The organism is Streptomyces sp. NPDC047085 (genome assembly GCF_040643735.1).
GTDB lineage: Bacteria > Actinomycetota > Actinomycetes > Streptomycetales > Streptomycetaceae > Streptomyces.
The window spans coordinates 1-20,369 of sequence record NZ_JBEYUW010000005.1 but is presented as its reverse complement, the minus strand read 5'-3'; the positions used below and the strand labels follow the sequence as shown (position 1 = coordinate 20,369).

23 protein-coding genes and 1 pseudogene are annotated in these 20,369 nt (G+C 70.9%); 12 read left to right on the top strand and 12 right to left on the bottom strand.

Annotation, left to right across the window (positions count from 1 at the left end; translation table 11 throughout):
• The first annotated feature begins 600 nt into the window (after positions 1–600).
• Positions 601–1,284 (top strand): DUF461 domain-containing protein, encoded by a 684-nt coding sequence (locus ABZ865_RS18735; protein WP_361231276.1) that lies wholly within the window; start codon positions 601–603, stop codon positions 1,282–1,284.
• A gap of 131 nt (positions 1,285–1,415) precedes the next feature.
• Here the strand turns inward: ABZ865_RS18735 and ABZ865_RS18730 are convergent, their stop codons facing one another.
• A complete protein-coding gene (locus ABZ865_RS18730; protein WP_010358452.1) occupies positions 1,416–2,096 on the bottom strand; it encodes a response regulator transcription factor in 681 nt (226 codons plus the stop codon).
• On the bottom strand, positions 2,093–3,346 hold the full coding sequence (locus tag ABZ865_RS18725) for an ATP-binding protein (protein ID WP_361231274.1): 1,254 nt from the start codon (positions 3,344–3,346) through the stop codon (positions 2,093–2,095). The genes ABZ865_RS18730 and ABZ865_RS18725 overlap by 4 nt, the downstream gene beginning before the upstream one ends.
• A gap of 180 nt (positions 3,347–3,526) precedes the next feature.
• Here ABZ865_RS18725 and phoU point away from each other — a divergent pair, with 180 nt between their 5' ends.
• The 4 genes from phoU to ABZ865_RS18705 all read left to right on the top strand — a co-directional run bounded on the left by phoU (position 3,527) and on the right by ABZ865_RS18705 (position 5,744).
• On the top strand, positions 3,527–4,216 hold the full coding sequence (gene phoU / locus ABZ865_RS18720) for a phosphate signaling complex protein PhoU (protein ID WP_361231272.1): 690 nt from the start codon (positions 3,527–3,529) through the stop codon (positions 4,214–4,216).
• Positions 4,217–4,460: 244 nt separating this feature from the next.
• Entirely contained in the window at positions 4,461–4,616 is a 156-nt protein-coding gene (locus tag ABZ865_RS18715) for a hypothetical protein (RefSeq protein WP_199842885.1), read from the top strand.
• A gap of 157 nt (positions 4,617–4,773) precedes the next feature.
• Positions 4,774–5,022, top strand: coding sequence for an SCO4226 family nickel-binding protein (locus tag ABZ865_RS18710; RefSeq protein WP_361231269.1), 249 nt, complete (start codon positions 4,774–4,776; stop codon positions 5,020–5,022).
• A 170-nt stretch (positions 5,023–5,192) separates the two neighbouring features.
• Positions 5,193–5,744 (top strand): DUF4262 domain-containing protein, encoded by a 552-nt coding sequence (locus ABZ865_RS18705; RefSeq protein WP_361231267.1) that lies wholly within the window; start codon positions 5,193–5,195, stop codon positions 5,742–5,744.
• 212 nt (positions 5,745–5,956) lie between these two features.
• Here ABZ865_RS18705 and ABZ865_RS18700 read toward each other — a convergent pair whose 3' ends face one another.
• A complete protein-coding gene (locus ABZ865_RS18700) occupies positions 5,957–6,442 on the bottom strand; it encodes a DUF4265 domain-containing protein (RefSeq protein ID WP_361231265.1) in 486 nt (161 codons plus the stop codon).
• A 1,108-nt stretch (positions 6,443–7,550) separates the two neighbouring features.
• Between ABZ865_RS18700 and ABZ865_RS18695 the strand changes: the two genes are divergently transcribed.
• Together ABZ865_RS18695 and ABZ865_RS18690 are read left to right on the top strand one after the other, a co-directional pair.
• Positions 7,551–7,871: an antibiotic biosynthesis monooxygenase family protein gene (locus tag ABZ865_RS18695; RefSeq protein ID WP_361231262.1), complete on the top strand. Its 321-nt coding sequence runs from the start codon at positions 7,551–7,553 to the stop codon at positions 7,869–7,871.
• Complete coding sequence (locus tag ABZ865_RS18690) at positions 7,868–8,323, top strand: group II truncated hemoglobin (RefSeq protein WP_361231260.1); 456 nt, start codon at positions 7,868–7,870, stop codon at positions 8,321–8,323. Before ABZ865_RS18695 ends, ABZ865_RS18690 begins: the two co-directional genes overlap by 4 nt.
• A 226-nt stretch (positions 8,324–8,549) precedes the next feature.
• Here the strand turns inward: ABZ865_RS18690 and ABZ865_RS18685 are convergent, their stop codons facing one another.
• Positions 8,550–9,311, bottom strand: a complete 762-nt coding sequence (locus ABZ865_RS18685; RefSeq protein WP_361231258.1) for a phosphoglyceromutase — start codon at positions 9,309–9,311, stop codon at positions 8,550–8,552.
• A gap of 185 nt (positions 9,312–9,496) precedes the next feature.
• Between ABZ865_RS18685 and ABZ865_RS18680 the strand changes: the two genes are divergently transcribed.
• A complete protein-coding gene (locus tag ABZ865_RS18680) occupies positions 9,497–10,795 on the top strand; it encodes an MFS transporter (protein WP_361231256.1) in 1,299 nt (432 codons plus the stop codon).
• 35 nt (positions 10,796–10,830) lie between these two features.
• Here the strand turns inward: ABZ865_RS18680 and ABZ865_RS18675 are convergent, their stop codons facing one another.
• Entirely contained in the window at positions 10,831–11,292 is a 462-nt protein-coding gene (locus ABZ865_RS18675) for a DUF2000 domain-containing protein (RefSeq protein WP_361231253.1), read from the bottom strand.
• A gap of 49 nt (positions 11,293–11,341) precedes the next feature.
• On the opposite strand from ABZ865_RS18675, the gene ABZ865_RS18670 reads away from it, so the two are divergent.
• Positions 11,342–12,136, top strand: coding sequence for an AraC family transcriptional regulator (locus tag ABZ865_RS18670; protein WP_361231251.1), 795 nt, complete (start codon positions 11,342–11,344; stop codon positions 12,134–12,136).
• A 68-nt stretch (positions 12,137–12,204) separates the two neighbouring features.
• Here ABZ865_RS18670 and ABZ865_RS18665 read toward each other — a convergent pair whose 3' ends face one another.
• Positions 12,205–12,705, bottom strand: coding sequence for a YbjN domain-containing protein (locus tag ABZ865_RS18665; RefSeq protein ID WP_361231249.1), 501 nt, complete (start codon positions 12,703–12,705; stop codon positions 12,205–12,207).
• The gene (gene mshA, locus ABZ865_RS18660; protein ID WP_361231247.1) at positions 12,698–14,089 is read right to left on the bottom strand and encodes a D-inositol-3-phosphate glycosyltransferase; all 1,392 of its coding nucleotides are present in this window, start codon (positions 14,087–14,089) and stop codon (positions 12,698–12,700) included. Before mshA ends, ABZ865_RS18665 begins: the two co-directional genes overlap by 8 nt.
• A gap of 196 nt (positions 14,090–14,285) precedes the next feature.
• On the opposite strand from mshA, the gene ABZ865_RS18655 reads away from it, so the two are divergent.
• From ABZ865_RS18655 to ABZ865_RS18645, 3 genes are all read left to right on the top strand, one after another.
• Entirely contained in the window at positions 14,286–15,101 is an 816-nt protein-coding gene (locus tag ABZ865_RS18655; protein WP_361231245.1) for a class I SAM-dependent methyltransferase, read from the top strand.
• A 324-nt stretch (positions 15,102–15,425) separates the two neighbouring features.
• Positions 15,426–16,520, top strand: a complete 1,095-nt coding sequence (locus ABZ865_RS18650) for an NlpC/P60 family protein (protein ID WP_361231242.1) — start codon at positions 15,426–15,428, stop codon at positions 16,518–16,520.
• Between the two features lie 344 nt (positions 16,521–16,864).
• Positions 16,865–18,178: a fused response regulator/phosphatase gene (locus ABZ865_RS18645; protein WP_361231240.1), complete on the top strand. Its 1,314-nt coding sequence runs from the start codon at positions 16,865–16,867 to the stop codon at positions 18,176–18,178.
• 15 nt (positions 18,179–18,193) lie between these two features.
• On the opposite strand, the gene ABZ865_RS18640 is transcribed toward ABZ865_RS18645, so the two are convergent.
• The 5 genes and pseudogenes from ABZ865_RS18640 to ABZ865_RS18620 all read right to left on the bottom strand — a co-directional run.
• Positions 18,194–18,541 carry a DUF2516 family protein gene (locus ABZ865_RS18640; RefSeq protein WP_361231238.1) on the bottom strand — a complete coding sequence of 116 codons (348 nt, stop codon included), beginning with the start codon at positions 18,539–18,541 and terminating at the stop codon, positions 18,194–18,196.
• A gap of 124 nt (positions 18,542–18,665) precedes the next feature.
• Complete coding sequence (locus ABZ865_RS18635; protein WP_361231236.1) at positions 18,666–19,271, bottom strand: hypothetical protein; 606 nt, start codon at positions 19,269–19,271, stop codon at positions 18,666–18,668.
• 87 nt (positions 19,272–19,358) lie between these two features.
• On the bottom strand, positions 19,359–19,871 hold the full coding sequence (locus tag ABZ865_RS18630) for a helix-turn-helix transcriptional regulator (RefSeq protein ID WP_361231234.1): 513 nt from the start codon (positions 19,869–19,871) through the stop codon (positions 19,359–19,361).
• A 75-nt stretch (positions 19,872–19,946) separates the two neighbouring features.
• A pseudogene (locus ABZ865_RS18625) lies at positions 19,947–20,084 on the bottom strand (ABC transporter permease); the annotation flags it as partial.
• Between the two features lie 21 nt (positions 20,085–20,105).
• The coding region (locus tag ABZ865_RS18620; protein ID WP_361231232.1) for a DUF4097 family beta strand repeat-containing protein at positions 20,106–20,369 on the bottom strand (264 nt) is incomplete at its 5' end.

The following is a 20,369-nucleotide window of genomic DNA, read 5'->3' as shown; positions in this document are numbered from 1 at the left end:
GCGTTTTCGCAGGTCAGGGCATATCTCGGGGCTTGACAACAGCAACCGGAACGTGCTTCGACGCCCCCGCGGAACCGGGAATTCGCAGGTCGGAGCGGCTCTCCGGGCGAGGTGAAACGCGTACGTCACACACCCCGGAGGCCACCCCCAGGCGGCCGAACATCCCGATTTGTCCGCTTCCAAGCGTACGACTTCCGCTACTCCGTTCGGTGGCCGGAGTCGGGTACGAGACGATTCCGGAATTGATCACGGGGACCGGACGGGAGTGGATTGCGGGTGGATGAAGCAACCGATCAAGCGGCGCGTTGATCAATATCGGGATGGGCCCGCATTCCTTCACGGAAAATTTGCCGGGGGTGTTGCGGAGATGTGTACGGCGGTGTCACGAGCGCGTTATGCGAATGGCGGACGAGCGCCCCTGCAAAGTGACCGGCGGGTCACTTGCAGCGCCCGGGGTACCCCACCCGGAGGGACATCGTGGGGCTTGGGGGAGGGTCGGGTGCGGCGGCGCGGGAACGGCTCGGTAGCCTAAGGCCGCTGACAGACACTTAGCGCGGCTTTATAAGGAGCCGCCCCTGCGTTCAAGGAGTTGCCGCCGCCGTGAGCAGCAGCCTTCGACGCGGCGCCCTCGCCGCCTCCGCCATCGTCTTCTCGATCGCCTCGCTCGCTGCGTGCGGCGCCGGTAACGACGCGCAGACCCTGGGCATCAAGCCGGACAACGCGGCGACCAGCGTCGGGAACATCAAGATCCAGAACGCTCTGATCATCACCCAGCCCGACGCGACGGCGACGGGCCCGGTGGCTATCTCCGCGACGCTGTTCAACAGCAGCAAGGACCCGCAGACGCTGCAGTCGATCAGCATCCCGGGTGCCGGGGACGCCACGCTGAAGCCCGCCAAGGGCCAGAGCCTCACCATTCCGTCGCACGGCTCGCTGGTCATCGGCGGCAAGAACAACGCCTCCGCGCTCCTCACGAACGGCAGCGAGGCGATCAAGAACGGCAACGCGCAGCAGGTCACCTTCACCTTCAGCTCGGCCGGCGCGGTGAGCCTGCGCGCCTACGTGGTCCCGGCCACCAGCTACTTCACCGAGTGGGGCCCGAGCGAGATCCCGTCCGCCCCGGCCTCGCCGAGCGCCTCCGGGTCGGCCTCCGGCGCCCCGGGCGCGACCGCGAGCGGCAAGCCGGCCAAGGGCGACAAGACCAGCCCCTCGGCGACCGCCTCCGACGCGGCCACCGGCGCCACCCCGAGCGACTCGGCCTCCCAGTCGGCCGCCGGTCACTGAGCGGTCGTAGACCAGCGGACGTAGCTCGACCGTCGTAGCCCGGCCGTCGTACGCACGAGGGCGACACCCCCGTTTGGGGTGCCGCCCTTCGTCGTATGCCGTTATGGCGTGCGTCCGCCGTGTGGATCGGTTTACGGCTCGAACTTGTAGCCCAGGCCGCGGACCGTGACGAGGTACCGCGGCGCGCCCGGGTCGGGCTCGATCTTGGCGCGGAGGCGCTTGACGTGGACGTCGAGGGTCTTGGTGTCGCCCACGTAGTCGGCGCCCCAGACACGGTCGATGAGCTGCATACGGGTCAGCACGCGGCCGGCGTTGCGCAGCAGCATCTCCAGGAGGTCGAACTCCTTGAGCGGGAGGTCGACCTTCGAGCCCGACACCGTCACCACGTGGCGGTCGACGTCCATGCGGACCGGGCCCGCCTCCAGCGCGGCCGGGGTGACCTCCTCCGGCTCGCCGCGGCGGCGCAGGACGGCCCGGATACGGGCGACCAGCTCGCGGGAGGAGAAGGGCTTGGTGACGTAGTCGTCGGCTCCTATCTCCAGGCCGACGACCTTGTCGATCTCGCTGTCCTTGGCGGTCACCATGATCACGGGGACGTTGGAGCGGCCGCGCAGCTGCCGGCACACCTCCGTGCCGGGCAGGCCCGGCAGCATCAGGTCGAGGAGGACGAGGTCGGCGCCGTTGCGCTCGAACTCGTCGAGTCCGTCGGGGCCGGTGGCCGCCACGGCGACCTCGAAGCCCTCCTTGCGGAGCATGTACGACAGGGCGTCGGAGAAGGACTCCTCGTCCTCGACGACGAGCACTCGGGTCACGGAAGGACCTCCGGGGCGGGAAGCGGTTCGTACGGGGATGATTCGGCGGTGCCTCCGGCCTCGTCGTCGAGGTCGGGGTGCTGCTGGGCACGGTCGCGGGCGGCACCCGCCTCCGGCAGCCTGAGGGTGAACGTGGAGCCCTGGCCTTCGGCGCTCCACACCGTGACCTCCCCGCCGTGCGAGGCGACCACGTGCTTGACGATCGCGAGACCCAGACCGGTGCCTCCGGTGGCCCGGGAGCGGGCCGGGTCGACGCGGTAGAAGCGCTCGAAGATGCGCTCCTTGTCCTTGTCGGAGATGCCGATGCCCTGGTCCGTGACGGCGAGCTCGATCATGTCGCCGCCGGAGGCACTGACGCGGCGGGCGGCTATGCCGACGCGGGTGCGGGCCGGGGAGTAGTTCACGGCGTTCTCGACCAGGTTGCCGAGGGCCGCCGCGAGCTGGCCGCGGTTGCCCCAGACGTGCAGGTCGGCGGTGCCGCCGGCGGCCATGGTGATCTGCTTCGTACCGGCCTGGTGGCGGCAGCGGTCGATGGCCTCGGCGACCAGCTCGTCCACCCGGACGGGCTCGGCGTCCTCCAGCGGGTCGTCGTTCTGCACCCGCGAGAGGTCGATCAGTTCCTGGACCAGGTTGGTCAGCCGGGTCGCCTCGATCTGCATCCGGCCCGCGAAGCGCTGCACGGCCTCGGGGTCGTCCGAGGCGTCCATGACGGCCTCGGAGAGCAGGGAGAGAGCGCCGACGGGCGTCTTCAGCTCATGGCTCACATTGGCCACGAAGTCGCGCCGTACGGCCTCGATCCGGCGGGCCTCGGTGAGGTCCTCGACCAGCAGCAGGACCAGGCGGGAGCCGAGCGGGGCCACGCGCGCGGAGACGGCGAGGGCCTCGCCCCGTCCGGTGCCGCGCCGGGGCAGGTCCAGCTCGACCTGGCGTATCTCGCCGTCCCGGCGGGTGTCCCGGGCCATCTGGAGCATGGGCTCGATGGCGAGCTTGCCGCCGCGGACCAGCCCGAGGGCGTAGGCGGCGGAGCTGGCCTTGACCACGGCGTCGGACTCGTCGAGGACGACGGCCGAGGAGCGGAGCACCGACAGTACGGTGTCCACTCCGGGCGGGAGTACGGGATCGGTGTGCAAAGAAGTCCTGGTCGGTCGCTTCTGGTCGCGTTCGCTCCAGCGGAACGCCAGCATGGCGATGACACCGGTGAGCACCCCGGCGATCGCTGCCGCTGCGGCGACCGCCGCGTTCACGTCCATGCATCCAGGTTAGGCATGGGGTACGACATACCCACAGCCGTCCGGGTGCGACCTCGGACACTCGTCGCCCAGAGTTCACCTTGGAGCCAGTACTGATTCACTTCGGGTGGCGGAAACGGTCGCGTACGAGGCAGAACGTGGGAGCGTGGGGACCAAGCACACCTATGAGAGGGAACCCTGATGCGGGACGCGTACCACGAGGAACTGGACTCGATCGGCGACGGTCTGGTGGAGATGGCCCGGCTGGCCGGGTCGGCGATCGGGCGCGCCACGACCGCCATGCTGGACGCCGATCTGAAGCTGGCCGAGAGCGTGATCGAGGCCGACCAGAAGGTCGACGAACTCCAGCACGACCTGGAGGCGCGGGCCATAGCCCTGCTGGCCCGGCAGCAGCCGGTGGCGACCGACCTCCGCATCGTCGTCACGTCGCTGCGCATGTCCGCCGACCTGGAGCGCGCGGGCGACCTCGCCCAGCACGTGGCGAAGCTGGCCCGGCTGCGGTTCCCCGCGCGCGCGGTCCCGCAGGACCTGCACGCCACCATCCTGGAGATGGGCCAGCTCGCGCAGCGCCTGATGGCCAAGGCCGCCGAGGTGATCATCACCAAGGACGTCGACCTCGCGCTCCAGCTGGAGCAGGACGACGACGAGATGGACCTCCTGCACCGCACCCTCTTCCAGCACCTGATCGACGACCGCTGGAAGCACGGCATCGAGACGGCCGTCGACGTGACGCTGCTGGGCCGCTACTACGAGCGGTACGCCGACCACGCCGTGGCCGTCGCCAAGCGCGTCGTCTACCTGGTCACGGGCGAGCACGCGGACGAGCTGCAGCCGGACATCCAGCCGGTGACCGGGGTCGAGGGGGCCTGAGACCGGGCCGGCGGGGCCGAGCGCGGCTCGCTGGTTGTCGGTCGGAGGCTCCCTGGTTGCCGGTCGGGGCTCGACGGCCGATGGCCCGGGGATCCGAGGCTGCCGACCAGGGGCTCGAAGGTCGGTGGCCGGGGGCTCGAAAGCTGTCGGCCGGGGCGCGCGGCGCCTCTGTGCGCCGTTGATGCGCCCGGGCAAATGGGCATGGAATGGGCAGGGCACCAGGCCCCCGTGTCGAGGAGGACCCATGGCCGAATCCCCCAGCACCACGCCCGACCCCACCCAGGAGCGCGAGACCGAGCAGTCCGCCGAGATCAGGAGCCTGCCGCTGGTGGCCGCGTGCGGCTGCGGTTCGGGCTGCGGCTGCGGTTGCCAGTCGGGCGCTCCTTGCCAGTGCGGCTGACGTCGTAGACCTCTGAAGGGCCCCGGAACCTGACTCCGGGGCCCTTCGCCGTACGAGGTGCCGTACGAGGCCGTGCCAGGCGGCCGCCATACGAGGTGCCGTACCGCTGCGGCCGGGCGCAGCATGGAGGGACGGACCATCGCAAGGAGGTGTGGCCATGGCCAAGTTCATGGACGTCCACCACGGCATGCAGGGCATCACGGCCGACCAGCTGATACAGGCACACCAGGCCGATCTCGCCATAGAGAAGGAAGAGGGCGTGCACTTCGAGAGCGCCTGGGCGGACCCGCAGTCCGGCGTCGTCTACTGCCTCTCCGAGGCCCCCTCGGCCGACGCGGTCCAACGCATCCACGAGCGCGCCGGTCACCGCGCGGACGAGATCCACCCGGTCCCTCTCCAGGTCTGAAGCCCTGGCTCCCCCCGGACCCGAGCCGCACGGATGCCTCGGGCGACTTGCTGTGGTCACCCCGGCCGACTCGGTCACCCCGGCCACAGGGCATCCGCGCGACTCGGCGAACTCCTGCGCAGCAAGCCCAGCCCCACGACCACTGACGGTGGCTGGCCTATCCTCCTCGGATGGACGAGCCTCCCTGCTTCTGCCTGCTCTGCGCTCCCACGCAGTGGGGTGGTCCCGCGTGGGCGGAACGCGACAACCGTACGGCGCGGAGCGTGGCCGAGTTCGGCTGGCATGTCATGGGCGTGGCCGGTGACGGCGCGCCCGGAGACTGGGGTTACTCCATCGGCCTCTGGCACACGTTGCGGAGCCCTGAGGTCAGTGTCTTCGGGCTCCCCTCCCAGACCGCGATGCGCGTGGTGAACGCCGCCGGCGCCGCGATCCGCGACGGGGAGCCGCTCCAGCCCGACCAGCGCCGGGGAGACGTGCTGAACGGTTACGACGTGGCCGTCCGGCCGGTGCATCCCAGCTGGTACCACGACTTCTTCGGCGCGGGCATCGACTTCTACCAGACCCCACCGCTCCCCATCACCCAACTGTTCTGGCCCGACAAGGCCGGGCGATTCCCCTGGGAAGAAGAAGCCGACGCCCACTGCCGCGCCGGCCAGCCCTTCCTCTGGATCCCCAAGGAAGACTCAGACGGCCCCTGGACGAACATCGCCTCCGAAGGCTAGGCGGGCACGGGCCGGGCGGTTTCCTGCATGGCGGCGATGCGTGCCGACCGTTCTGCGTCGAAGCCCACTGGAGCCGCCTTTCCGGTTCGGCCCGCAGGCTATCGCCAGGCATGCCGGGTGCGATGGCTCGTCAAGTGGCTTGATCGATAGGGCGGGTTACTTCTTCTTGCCCTGGGCACGGGGACGGCCAGCCGTGGATCACATGAGCGGCATCAGCCCGCGGAAGCAGCCCGCCACTGCGCGGTGATGCACCCCTCTTCCATGTCCCACCACTCCTTGGCGACACCGTGGTTGAGCAGCTTCCGCACCTTGGCGAGATCGGCTGTGGGCGGGATGTCCAGGGCAACCATGCCGAACCGCTCTATGCCCTCGCCGCAGACTCCGAGTTCGTGAAACGCGTTGATCACGCTCTGTCGTGCAGCGCCAGAGCCGCCGCCGCGGAACACGATGAGGCGGATGGTGCAGTTTTCGGAACGCCGCACCACCTCTCCGGCCCACCGCACGCCCTCCTCGTCGGGCTCGGTGGCCACGACATCCCCGCAGGCAATGCCTCGGACGAACCAGGGGATGTTGTCGAGCCGCACAGTGCCGTCGCCTTGGTCGACCGCCCACAGACTCTCCACCGACGCCGGGGGCCAGTCGTCCTCGATCGCAAGGCGGAAGTGCACCTTCACGTACGGGCCGTCGGGGTTCGTCATGGTGCCCAGGATGCACAGTGCTGCCGCGCCGGCCGCAGGTGGGTGACCTATGACGTCTACTCAGAGGCGGATACGGATTCGTCTGTGCCTCAGTCGACGACGGTCAGCCACGACGGCGAGGACGCCGACCGATCACGCGCGCGTATGCCTCGCTGCACCCCCACCGGCCTCCGCCACGCTGCCGGCGCCGTCGACCAGAGCAAGCCGCATCGGCCTGCCCGCAAAGGGTCGCCCTTCAACGCCGCATATGCTCGCTCAACCTCGCCCAAGTACTGCTCCAGGCGGAAACGAACCTCCTCGATGGGCCTGCCATCGCGGCCCGGGCACGTCAGATCGGACCAGATGACCGTCTCGCCCCGGAGCCGGACCCGGATGGTCAGCCTGTCCGGCCCTGGCTCGGGCCGCTCCTGCGTTGCCACACCCACCGTGCGCGGCATGTCCGTCGGATAGAGCGGTCCGCCTGGGCGGAGCAGTCGCCTCGGATCGAGGCCGGCCATTCTGCTGTCGCTGCGCGCGACCACGTCGAGGCCATCGACGAAGAGGTACGTGTGAACGGCAGCACACGCCGGCGGCCCGGGACATGCGCTGATGAGCAGCCTGCTCACCGCACCGTCGCTGTGACCGTCGGGCACGGTGGCCCTCACCTCGCGCGGGGATCTACGGGGCATCCGCCTGATGTGACGTCATGGGCCGATGCTAGCGGCTACGCCTCCGAGGTCGTATGGCTCCAGACCACTGATCCCCAAGTGAACGGCCTGGTCAGCCAGGGCTGTCGGCGCATCGACCTCGATGACGGCCCTGCTACTGACGTGCGTCCCGGACGAGCACCCCGCCGCCCCCCAGCCGATCACGACGGCCACCATCAAGGCCCATGCCCGCAACCGCCGCAACGACAAGTTGCCCCCCAAAGTTTGAAAGATCGCGTAACCGGATCCGGCCTGACCTGGCGAGACGCTGACCTGCGCCGACACGGTTGGCAGTTGTCATCCCCCTATCAACATCGGTTCGCCTCGGACGGCCCGCATCTGTTGGATGCGCTCTCCGCGAACATCGTGGGCTGTGTGACGGCCGCTGGAATCCTGGCAACAGCGACCTACGGAGGATCAACATGATCGTGGAGTACATCCGCTACCGCATCGCCGAATCCGAACGTCGAGTCGACTTCGAGAAGGCCTACGCGGCTGCCGCCGAGCGGCTGGACCTCGCCCCCCAGTGCCTCGGATACGAGCTCTCCCACGGCATCGAGGAACCCGACCGCTACATTCTGCGGATCGAGTGGACCTCCGTCGAGGACCATGAGCAGGGCTTTCGCGGCGGCCCGCACTTCCCCCCGTTCCTCGCTGCGATCCGCCCCTACATCGGCGACATCGAGGAGATGAAGCACTACACGAGGACGTCCGTAGTGTCCGCCGCCGGAAGGGCAGCATGACCGAGCGTGCCGAGACCCTGTACGACGCCATCGGCGGCATCGACGCACTCCGCCGGCTGAGCGGCACCTTCTACGACGGCGTCCTGGCGGACCCGCTACTGTCCCCGGTCTTCGCGAACTTCACCCGGACGCACGTCGAGCATGTTGCCGTCTGGCTCGCCGAGATCTTCGGCGGTCCCGCACGCTTCACCGCCGAACTCGGCGGTCATCAAGCCCTGCTGCGCGCCCACCTCGGCCTGTCGATCAGCGAGGAACAGCGAAACCGCTGGATGGAGCTGATGGCAGCCGCTGTCGACAAGGAGCTCCCGGAGGAAGAGCTGCTACGCCGCCAAGTCCTGGAGTACTTCGACTGGGGAACCCGGATCGCCCGCGACGTCTCGGCCGGGCCGGTTGACGAGGACCTCGGCGACCCGGGGCCGACGCCGCGCTGGGGTTGGGACGGGCTGATGTGAGCAACGCCGGGCATCGGAGCGCCCTGCCCTTCCGATGCTGACAGGCAAAAGCGAGGTCGGCGGAGCGACTTCGGCCTGGAGCTGCTTCGGCGCGAGTGATCACGGCCCCGTAACTCAGCCACATGGGTTTTTCCTGCCTCGCCCGCATGCACGGAGCGCGCCCCGGCACAGTAACAAGCCCCCTACCAGCAGCGAACCCGCAGGTAGGGGGCTTGAACGTTCTGCGTTACTTCTTCTTGCCCTGGTTCTTGACCGCCTCGATGGCTGCCGCGGCGGCCTCGGGGTCGAGGTACTTGCCGCCGGGGGTGACCGGCTTGAAGTCGGCGTCGAGCTCGTAGTAGAGGGGGATGCCCGTCGGGATGTTCAGGCCCGCGATGTCGGCGTCGGAGATGCCGTCCAGGTGCTTGACCAGGGCGCGCAGGCTGTTGCCGTGGGCGGCGATGAGGACCGTGTGGCCGTCCAGCAGGTCGGGGACGATGCTGTCGTACCAGTACGGGAGCATGCGGGTGACGACGTCCTTGAGGCACTCCGTCTGCGGGCGCAGCTCCGGCGGGAGCGTCGCGTAGCGCGGGTCGTCGAACTGGGAGTACTCGGAGTCGCGGGGCAGCGGGGGTGGCGGGGTGTCGTAGGAGCGGCGCCAGAGCATGAACTGCTCCTCGCCGAACTCGGCCAGCGTCGCCGCCTTGTCCTTGCCCTGGAGGGCGCCGTAGTGGCGCTCGTTCAGGCGCCACGAGCGGTGGACGGGGATCCAGTGGCGGTCGGCGGCCTCGAGGGCCAGCTGGGCCGTGCGGATCGCGCGCTTCTGGAGGGACGTGTGGACCACGTCGGGCAGGAGGTCGGCGTCCTTCAGGAGCTCGCCACCGCGGACTGCCTCCTTCTCGCCCTTCTCGTTGAGGTTGACGTCCACCCAGCCGGTGAACAGGTTCTTCGCGTTCCACTCGCTCTCGCCGTGGCGGAGGAGGATCAGCTTGTACGGTGCGTCGGCCATGCCTCAGAGCGTAATCCACGCATTCGGCCCCACGCCCGGCCCGCCCAGTGGGCGGACGTTTGACGGCATCTGTTAATTGAGTGGCTCCCGACGGCCCGCCGAATGTAAGTTGCGCTAGCCATTGAGCCGCTTACTGAGCGTGCGGCGCCGACGGAAGGTGCCGTGCCAGCCGGGGGGTCCTGTCCATGTCCGTCGCGTCCGCCGCCCGTCTGAGGAGAGCCGCCCGGGAAACCGTGTCCGGGCTGCCCCGGGAGTTCTGGTGGCTGTGGACCAGCACACTCGTCAACCGGCTCGGCGCCTTCGTCGCCACCTTCATGGCGCTCTACCTGACCCTGGACCGCGGGTACTCCGCCTCGTACGCCGGTCTCGTCGCCTCCCTGCACGGGCTCGGCGGGGTCGTCTCCTCGCTGGGCGGAGGCGTGATGGCAGACCGGCTCGGACGGCGGCCGACCCTGCTCATCGCGCAGACCGCCACCGCCGGATCCGTCGCACTGCTCGGGTTCATGCACGATCCCGTCGCCATCGCCGCCGTCGCCTTCCTCGTCGGCATGGCCTCCAACGCCTCCCGGCCGGCCGTGCAGGCGATGATGGCCGACATCGTCCGGCCCGAGGACCGGGTACGGGCCTTCTCCCTCAACTACTGGGCCATCAACCTCGGCTTCGCCGTCTCCTCCATGGCCGCCGGGTTCATCGCCGAGTTCAGCTATCTCGCGGGCTTCCTGATCGAGGCCGGGATGACGCTGGCCTGCGCGCTCGTCGTCTTCCTGAAGGTGCCCGAGTCGCGGCCCACGGCCACGGCCAAGCAGGCGGACGGCGACGTCAGCCTCGGGACGGTGCTGCGCGACGGGCGGTACATGGCCGTCGTCGGGCTGTCCTTCCTCGTCGCTCTCGTCTTCCAGCAGGGCTCGGTCGGGCTGCCGGTGGCCATGGGGCGGGCCGGGTTCTCGCCCGCCGACTACGGCCTCGCCATCGCCGTCAACGGCATCCTGATCGTCGCCCTGCAGATCCCGGTCACCCGCTTCATCGAGCACCGGGACGCGCGCACCCTGCTGGTCCTCTCCTCGCTCCTCGCCGGTTACGGCTTCGGGCTCACCGCCTTCGCCGGGTCGGTCGGCGTCTTCGCGCTCACGGTGTGCGTGTGGACGCTCGCCGAGATCGTCAACGCGCCGACCCAGACCGGGCTCGTCGTCCAGCTGTCCCCGGTGCACGGCCGCGGACGCTACCAGGGCATGTACACCCTGTCCTGGTCCGTCGCCGCCCTGATCGCCCCGCTGATGTCCGGCGCGGTCATCGACCGCTTCGGCGCGGAGTGGCTGTGGGGAATGTGCGCGGTCGTGGGCACCGCGGCCGGGCTCGGGTACGGGGTGCTCATGCGGCGCCTGCCGGCGAAGGAGGGGGAGCGGGAGCAGGAGCAGGAGAGTGGCGCGCCGGGTGTGGTCGCGGCGGCCGAGGGGGCGGAGGGGGCCGGGGCGCGCACGGCGTGAGCGGCGTCCGCGGCCCGGATGCTCGGCCCGGATGATCACGGATGCATCCGCGCCCCCTTCAGTGCCTTGTCCACGGGGTTCCGTGGGCCGTAGACCGCCAGGCCCACCAGGTCCAGGTCGGCCGTGGGGACCGCGTGGACGGCGGCGCGGTTGTCGCGGTCGTTGCCCGTGGTGAAGAGGTCGGCCGTGAAGACGGCGCGGGGCAGGGCACGGGACAGGGCTCGGGCGTGGGCCGCTTTCAGGGTTTCCTTCGTGCCCTCGAAGACCAGCACGGGCTGGCGGAACATCGGCAGGTAGGGGACGCCGTCGGCATCCTCGTACGGCTCGCCGATCACCTCCGGGAGCCGGCTGCCGAGGCCGCTGACCAGGAAGGCCGTCACGTTGAGGCGCTGCCAGGGCTCCAGGTCCTCGCGGAGCAGGACGGCGATCTTGGTGTCGAAGCGGATCGGCTCGGCGGTCGCATCGGCGGTCGCGTTGGCAGTCGGTTCGGTGTCCATGCGATGAGACTGCCGACCGCCGTCCGTCACCGTCTTGTACGTTCTTTGCATGGCCGCACAGCCGGAGGTCTCCGCCTGGCGCCCGCGCGTCCCGGGTGTCGTGGAGGTCTTCCACGCGCACTTCACCGAGTACGCGTACCCGATGCACGTCCACGACGCCTGGACGCTGCTGATCGTCGATGACGGAGCCGTGCGGTACGACCTCGACCGGCACGAGCACGGCACCCCGCACGACACGGTGTCGCTGCTGCCGCCGCACGTCCCGCACAACGGCTCCCCCGCCACCCCGCACGGCTTCCGCAAGCGGGTGCTGTACCTCGACAGCAGCCATCTGGGGGACGAGCTGATCGGGCCGGCGGTCGACGGGCCCGACCTCCGCGATCCCCTGCTGAGGCTGCGGGTCGGGCAGGTGCACACCGCGCTCGGGCGGCCCGGGGAGGAACTGGAGGCGGAGAGCCGGCTCGCGCTGGTCGGCGACCGGTTGCGGGACCACCTGCGGCGCAGGGAGCCGGAGGCCGCCCACCCCGACCCCGCCCTCGCCCGTTCCCTGCGCGAGCTGCTCGACGAGCGGGTCGCCGAGGGGCTCGCCCTGGCCGATGCGGCCCGGCTGCTGCACGCCCATCCCGCCCACCTGGTACGGGCGTTCAGCACCGCCTACGGCATCGCCCCGCACCAGTACCTGACGTCCCGCAGGGTCGGCCGGGCGCGCCGGCTGCTGCTGGACGGGCTGGCGCCGGGCGAGGTGGCGGTGGCGACCGGGTTCTGCGACCAGGCCCATCTCACCCGGCACTTCAAGAAGCTGGTGGGGGTCACTCCGGGGCGCTACCGGCTCAGTTCGCGCTGAGCCTCGTACAGGTTGCGTGGGCGGGAAAGTACTGCCGCGCACAGGAGAGGACGGCCGCCTTCGCGCCGTCAGTCAGCCGGGCGTTCGATCAGGTGTCTGAACGCGTCCAGGTTCCGCGTCGACTCCCCGCGCGACACCCGCCACGCGTACTCCTTGCGGATCGCGGACGCGAAGCCCAGCTCCAGCAGGGTGTTGAAGGCGCCGTCTGCCGCCTCCAGGACCTGGCCGAGGAGACGGTCGATGTCCTCGGGGGTGATGGCGGTCAGCGGCAGGCGGGCGGTGACGTAGATGTCGCCGAGCCGGTCGACGGCGTAACTCACGCCGTACAGCTTGAGGTTGCGCTCCAGCAGCCAGCGGTGGACGCCGGCCTCGTTCTCGTCGGGGTGGCGGACGACGAAGGCGTTGAGGGAGAGGGTGTGCCGGCCCACCAGGAGCGAGACGGTGGTGGACAGCTTGTGGGTGCCGGGGAGTTTGACGACGTAGTTGCCGGCTTCCGGGCTCTCCCACTCCAGCTCGGCGTCCTTCAGCACGCCCTCGACGACCTGCGCGGCCTTCTCCACGTCACCCATGCTGGGAGCGTACGCGACGGCGGTGGGACTGCGTCGCGGCCGTGTACACGTCGGCCGTGGCGGCCGCCGCGGTGTCCCAGCCGAAGGACTGCGCGTGCCGGGCGGCGGCCGCGCCCATGCGCCCCGACAGGGACGGCTCGTCGGCGAACCGGCCCAGCACGCGCGCGTACGCGCCCGGATGGTGGCCCTGGACGAGGAAGCCCGTGACGCCGTCGCGCACGGCCACCGGGAGACCGCCGACCGCGGCCGCGAGCACCGGCGTCCCGGCCGCCTGCGCCTCTATCGCGACCAGGCCGAAGGACTCGCTGTAGGAGGGCATGACCAGCACGGACGCGGCCCGGAACCAGTCGGCGAGCTGCTCCTGGCCGACCGGCGGCCGGAACCGTACGACGTCGGCGATGCCGAGCCGCGCGGCGAGCTTCTGCAGCCCCTCCGGCTTGGCGAGGCCGCTGCCGCTGGGCCCGCCGACGACCGGGACGACGATGTTCGGGCGCAGCTCGGGACGCGTGTCCAGCAGCACGGCGACGGCCCGGAGCAGCACGTCGGGGGCCTTGAGGGGCTGTATGCGGCCCGCGAAGAGCGGGATCAGGGCGTCCTGGGGCAGGCCGAGGCGGGCGCGGGCGGCGGAGCGGGCGGCCTGGGCGTCGCCGGGGCCCAGCGCGCCGGGGTCCCCGGGGAACATGCCCTGCGGGAAGGGGCGGAAGCGGTCGAGGTTCACGCCGGGGTGGACCACGGCGACCTTGGCGAGGTCGGCCGCGTAGTGCCGGACGAGTTCGTCGGCCTCCTCGGCGGTGTTGGCGATGAGCCGGTCCGCGGCGGCGACGATCTGGGTCTCGCCGATGACACGGGCGGCGGGCTCGGGGGTGTCGCCGTCGGCCAGGTTGGCGTTCTTGACCTTGGCCATGGTGTGCATGGCGTGCACCAGGGGCACGCCCCAGCGCTGGGCGGCGAGCCAGCCGACGTGTCCGGAGAGCCAGTAGTGGGAGTGGACGAGGTCGTAGTGGCCGGGGCGGTGGCCGGCCCAGGCCTGCATCACGCCGTGCGTGAAGGCGCACAGCTGGGCCGGGAGGTCCTCCTTGGCGAGGCCCTCGTAGGGGCCCGCGTCGACGTGCCGGACGAGGACGCCGGGGGCGAGCTGGACCGTGGGCGGGAGGTCGCCGGAGGTCGCGCGGGTGAAGATCTCGACCTCGATGTTGATCGCGGCCAGCCGCTGGGCCAGCTCCACGATGTAGACGTTCATGCCGCCGGCGTCTCCGGTGCCGGGCTGGTGGAGCGGTGAGGTGTGCACGGAGAGCATGGCGACGCGACGGGGCCTGCGGTGCAGCCTCAGCCGCGAGGGAGCCGCTGGAGAGCGACGCCCGAGCCTGCCGACGTACTGGCTCACGTGGCGTTCCTCCTTGCTGCGGGCATGCCTGCCGGAGGACCGACCTCGCCCTCCAAGGGGGTCCAACAGCGGACGGGCGCCCCGCAATTTCCCGATCAGGCGACTTTACCCAACCATGACCTTGGATCGATCAACCGTTCGACGCTCCCGTGCGTGGCGCCCGCTCACCCTCGTGAGCCCGCTTACCCTCGTAGACATGACAGCCCGCGTGATGCCCCGCCCCGTGGGAACGGTGACGCGCGGGACCACCAATCCCAACCGGCTGCGCCGCATGGACCGCTGGATCGCCGCCACGCACGGCGCCGAACTGCGGCGCGCGGCCGATCCGGTCGCCGTCGACCTCGGTTACGGCGCCGCCCCCTGGACCGCCGTCGAGCTGCTCGGCCGACTGCGTACGGTCGCCCCACGCGCGCGCGTGGTCGGCGTCGAGATCGAGCCGGAACGGGTCGCGGCGGCCCGGCCGTACGAGCGCGAGGGTCTGGCCTTCCGGCACGGCGGCTTCGAGGTCCCCGTTCCCGGGCGTCCGCTGCTCGTCCGGGCCGCCAATGTGCTGCGCCAGTACGACGAGGACCAGGTCGCCGCCGTGTGGGAGCGGCTGTGCGCACGGCTCGCCCCGGCCGGCGGCGGCTCGCGCGGCGGGCTGCTGGTCGAGGGGACGTGCGACGAGATCGGGCGGCGGCACGTGTGGGTGGCGCTCGGCCCGGACGGCCCGCGCACGGTGACCTTCGCGACCCGGCTGGGCTCCCTGGAGCGCCCGTCGGACCTGGCCGAGCGGCTGCCGAAGGCGCTCATCCACCGCAATGTGCCCGGCGAGCCGGTGCACGCCTTCCTGCGCGACTTCGACCGCGCCTGGGCCGCCGCCGCACCCTACGCCTCCTACGGCGCCCGTCAGCGCTGGATCCGCACGGTCCGGGACCTGCGGACCGACTGGCCGGTGACGGACGGACCGGCGCGCTGGCGGCAGGGGGAAGTGACGGTGGCGTGGGGGGCGTTGGCGCCGGGCACGCGCTGAGTCCGCGCATGCGCGAGTAGAGGTGCGGGACGCCGCATGGGCCGACCGGGCGTCGGCGCGCGGGTGAATCGCGGGAACCCGCGCGGGTGAACGGGGTGAACCCGCGTGGGTGAACCCGTGGAACGATCTCCGTGCGTCGTTCGTCACATCGGCGAGGAGATCGCCGTACTCAGGGGGGCGGGGGGAAATGCACGGGGGTGAGGGGTCGACGAGGCATGCGGAAAATCCGACTTCCGCCTTCCTCTGTCGTTTTGCGCGACACCGTGGCACGATCCCCCGGACGATCGTAAGTTACTGACGGTAAATCAGCTTGGGGGCTCAGGTATGGGTACAGGCAAGCGTGGCCTGCTCGCCGCCGCCGTGACGGTGGTCTGCGCGGTGACCGTGCTGGCGGCACCCGGCACGGCGTTCGCCGCGCCCACCCCCACCCCGAGCGCGAGCGCGACCCCGGGCTCCGGCTCCGGCGTCCCGACTCCCCCGCGCAGCAAGGACCTTGAGCAGGTCCGCGAGAAGCTCGACAAGCTCTACCACGACGCGGCCGTGGCCACCGACGCCTACAACGCGGCCGAGGAGCAGACCAAGAAGCAGTCCGCGCAGATCGTCACGCTGGCCAAGAAGATCGTCGAGGGCCAGCAGAAGCTGGAGCGGCTGAAGGACCAGGCGGGCGCCGCCGCCCGGGCCCAGTACCGCACCGGCGGGCTGCCGCCCACCGCCCAGTTCCTGCTCAGCGACGACCCGCAGCGGTTCGCGGACGGGGCCGGGACAGTGCTCAACGGCGAGCGGGCGACCAAGAAGCTGCTCACCGAAATGACCCGTACCCAGAAGGAATTGCGGCAGTACGCGGACGACGCCTCCGCGCGGTGGGAGAAGTTGGAGGCCAACCGCAAGGAGAAGGCCGCCGCCAAGAAGAAGATCAAGCAGCAGATCGCGGCCGCCGAGAAGCTCGAGTCCAAGCTGGAGAAGAAGGAGCGGGAGCGGCTCGCCGAGCTGGAGCAGCAGGCCGCCTACAAGGCGCAGACCGCCTGGCTGGACACCGGGATACTGAAGGAGATCAACGGCAAGGCCTCCGCACAGGGCAAGAGGGCGGTCCAGTTCGCCACGGCCCAGCTCGGCAAGCCGTACGTCTGGGGCGCCGAGGGCCCCAAATCCTTCGACTGCTCCGGCCTCACCTCCCAGGCGTGGGCGAAGGCCGGCCACGCCATCCCGCGCACCTCGCAGGAGCAGTGGAAGCAGCTCAAGCACGTCGACATCAAGGACATGCGCCCCGGCGACCTCATCATCTACTTCGACGACGCCAGCCATGTCGCGATGTACGTCGGCGACGGCGCGATCATCCACGCCCCGCGCCCCGGACGCTGGGTGACGGTCGCGGGCGCGGGCTCGATGCCGATCCTGGGTGTCGTACGGCCGGACGCGTAGGCCGCACGGCGCACGGATCCTCGTGACGCATGCCATATTTCCCGTGACGCGTGCCATATACGGCCCCTCGGCGCACGCCGCCCGCATCCCCGTGACCTGGGCCATGTGACCCAGTCCACCCCAACCCGGGCCGAAACCCGGGCCGTACGTGAGCTTCGTCATCCCCGCCGTCGCGGCGTCCTGTCCAACTGCGGTACGGATCGCGGCATATGACAGCGGCCTGAGCGGGAGCGACGCGGCTCACACCATTCCATCGGGACGGCGAGTACCGCTATGGTCCGGGTCGGTGGCCCGAGGTCCCTCGACGCCACCGTGCCCTCGGGGGGAGGGAAGGAACCAGAACAATGCCCGTACCCGTACCGCGGCAGAGAGCGATCCCGGCCGTGGAGAGTGGTCAGGCGCAGGCCGCCTCCGCGAGCGGCGGCCCCCTCAAGGAAGAGGCACACCGAGTCGCCGCGACCAACGCCCCGAGCGGCGGCCCTCTCACCCTGCTGCTGATCGAGGACGACCCGGCGGGCCAGATCGTGCCCGAGCTGCTCGACTCGGCCGGCCGGCCCATCCGCGTCCGCACCGCCCGCAACCTCACCGAGGCCGAGCGGCTGCTCACCGACGACGTCCACTGCATCCTGCTGGACCTCGCCCTTCCGGCCCCCGGCCGGGCGGCCGAGGCCGACGGCGAGCGCGCCGACGAGCTGGCCGTGCTCCGGCACGTGCTGGAGATCGCGCCCCGGCACGCCGTGCTCGCGCTGACCGCCTCCGGCGACGCCGAGCGCGGTGCCGAGGCCGTGCGCGTGGGCGCCCAGGACTACCTGTTCCGCGACGAGCTGGACAGCCGGCTGCTCAGCCGGGCGATACGCTACGCGGTCGAGCGGAAGCGCTCCGACACCGCCGAGCGGCGCCTGGCCGAGGGCAGGCTGCGCGCGCAGGAGAACCGCCGCCTTGAGCGCGGCCTGCTGCCGACCCCGCTGCTGGAGGGCTCCTCGCTGCGGTTCGCCGCGCGCTACCGCCCCGGCCGCTCGCGCGCCCTGCTCGGCGGCGACTTCTACGACGCCGTACGCACCGCCGACGGCACCGTGCACGCCATGATCGGCGACGTCTGCGGCCACGGCCCGGACGAGGCCGCGCTCGGCGTGGAGCTGCGCATCGCCTGGCGGGCGCTGACGCTGGCCGGGCTGTGCGGGGACGAGCTGCTGGGCACGCTCCAGGAGGTGCTGGAGCACGAGCGCGCGGACGAGGAGATCTTCGCGACGCTGTGCACGGTGGACATCTCCCCCGACGGGCGCCGGGCCGGCCTGTGCCTGGCCGGACACCCGGCCCCGCTGATCGCCGGCCCCGGCCGGACCGCGCAGCTGCTGCCGTACGACAACAACGGCCCCGCCCTCGGCCTGCTCCCCGGCGCCCGCTGGCCCCGGATGCAGGTGGAGCTGGGTGCCGAGTGGAGCCTGATGCTCTACACCGACGGCCTGATCGAGGGCCGGGTCGGCGCGGGCAAGGAGCGCCTGGGCCAGGACGGCATGGTCGCCATGATCCGCCGCCAGCTCTCCGAGGGGCTGCAGGGCGAGAATCTGCTGCGGGCCGCCGTGCACGAGGTCCGCGACCTCAACGGCGGCGAGCTGACGGACGACGTGGCGGTCGTACTGCTGGACCGGACGCCGTAGGGCCCCTGCCGGGGCTCAGCGGCGGCCGTTGTACGGCCCGTACGGACCGTCGCTGCTGCTTCCGCCGCGGCGGCGGCCCCAGCCGTTGCCGCCGCCGACCTGCTTGAGTGCGGGGCGCACGTCGACGATGTAGACGATGCTCGCGATCACGCCCGCGATCGGCAGGATGGACAGCAGCGAGAACAGGTAGCTGACCACGAGGGCGATGCCCAGGATGATCAGCCAGAAGACCTTGTTCTGCTTGTCGGCCGCGCGGAAGGCGTCCTCGCGCCGGAACGCGGCGTCGACCAGCCCGAACGCGGCCAGGGCCATGAGGACGATCTTCAAGATCCCCAGGAATCCCTGGAAGCCCAACATCAGCATGGTGCCCACCGTCCGTCGTCTGCCGATCCGTACGTGTCTCCCGGTCCGTACGCCGTCACCGTACCCGTACAACGGGCCGGGCACCCCAAGGGTGCCCGGCCCGTTCCCGCCACGTCGGCCTCGCTCACTTGGCCGGCGGGGTCGTCTTCTTCGCGGGGGTGGTGACCTTGCGGGCGGCCGGGGCCCGCTTCGCCACGGGCTTCTTCGCCTCGGCGGACTCGCTCTTGGCCTCGGCCGGCTTCGGCTCCGCCTCGGCCGGGGCCGGGGCCGGCTCCGGCTTGCCCTCGACGGCGATCGCCAGGTCCTCGATCTCCTCGGCGGCCTCGCCGCGCCACTGCTTCACGGCCTGCTCGCCGTGCTCGGCGACCTTCTCGTAGGTCTCACGGGCCTTGACGGCGTACTCGGCGGCGACGCCGACACTGCGCAGGGCGAGGTCCTGGGCGGTCTCGCCGAACTTCTTCAGGTCGACGTCGATGGTGCCGATGAACTCGTTCACCTTGGTCTGCAGGACCTCCTGCGCCTCCTTGGCGCGGGCGGCGGCCCTCTCCTGCACGGCCTTCGGGTCGGTGTTGCGCACCTTCTCGATGCGGGCCGGGGCCTCGGCACGCAGCTGCTCGACCAGGGCGGGCACCTTCTTGGCCTGCTGGAGGGCGAGGTCGGCGGTGCCGGCGGCGAAGTAGAGCGGGGTCGGGTCGCTGAATGTCTTGCGCAGGTCGTCGGTGATGGCCATGGTGGTGGTCCTCCCGGATTCGCGTTCGGCTGAGGGTCGTGTGGTCCGCGGTGCGGCGACCGGTGGCTGACTTGTCGAGGGCCTGCCTCATCCGGCCGTCCGCCGCGGACCGGCGTCATTGCCGCCGTCCGTGCGGGTGCCGCGTACGGCGGTGTCGCCTGGTGCGTCGGTGTCGCTCGGGTCGCCGGTGTCTCCGGCGACGTCCGCCGCGTCCCCCTCGCCGCCGGTCCCCTGTTCCGGTGCGCCGATCCCGAATCCGTTCTCCTTGCGGAAGGATTCGTAGATCTGGAGCAGCACCTGCTTCTGCCGCTCGTTCAGCGTGGGATCGGCGAGGATGACCGCTCTGGTCTCCACCTCGTCCCGGTCCCGTTCGGCGTCGAGGATTCCGGCGCGGACGTACAGCGTCTCGGCGGAGATGCGCAGCGCCTTGGCGACCTGCTGGAGCACCTCCGCGCTGGGCTTGCGCAGCCCGCGCTCGATCTGGCTCAGGTACGGATTGGACACCCCGGCGGCATCGGCGAGCTGACGCAGCGACAGTTGCGCGTTGCGCCGCTGCTCGCGCAGGTACTCACCGAGATTGCCGACGTTGAGCGATGCCATGTCTCCACCATGCCCCATCCCCGCTAACAATTGCAAGCACCCGCTTGCAAAAGCATGAACGGGGCGGCATGGCGCCTATCGGGGGTCGCGGTCGAACTGGGCCTTCGACCAGCGGTGGCCGAGCGCGCTGAGTCCGAGGCACCAGGCGATGGTGATCCACCCGTTGTTGCCGATCCCGGTGCCGAGGAGGAGTCCGCGCAGGGTTTCGATGGCCTTTCGCAGGCCGCAGGCGGCTTACAGGCTGTGGGCGGTGATGTCGCCGTGGGTGGTGGTGGCGTGGATGGTCAGGGCGGCGCCGGCGCCGTCGGTGTTCTGGAGCGCGTTATGGATGCGGCCGTAGCCGGTGCCGGCGTCGAGGGAGGCGGAGACTCCGCGGGCGGCGGCGACCGCGATGTCGCCGGAGTCGGTGCGCAGGACGACCGTGCCGCGCAGGGCCTCGGTGATGCGGAGGTCGCCCTTCTGGGTGCTGATGTGTGCGGGGCCGTTGAGGCGGCCGAC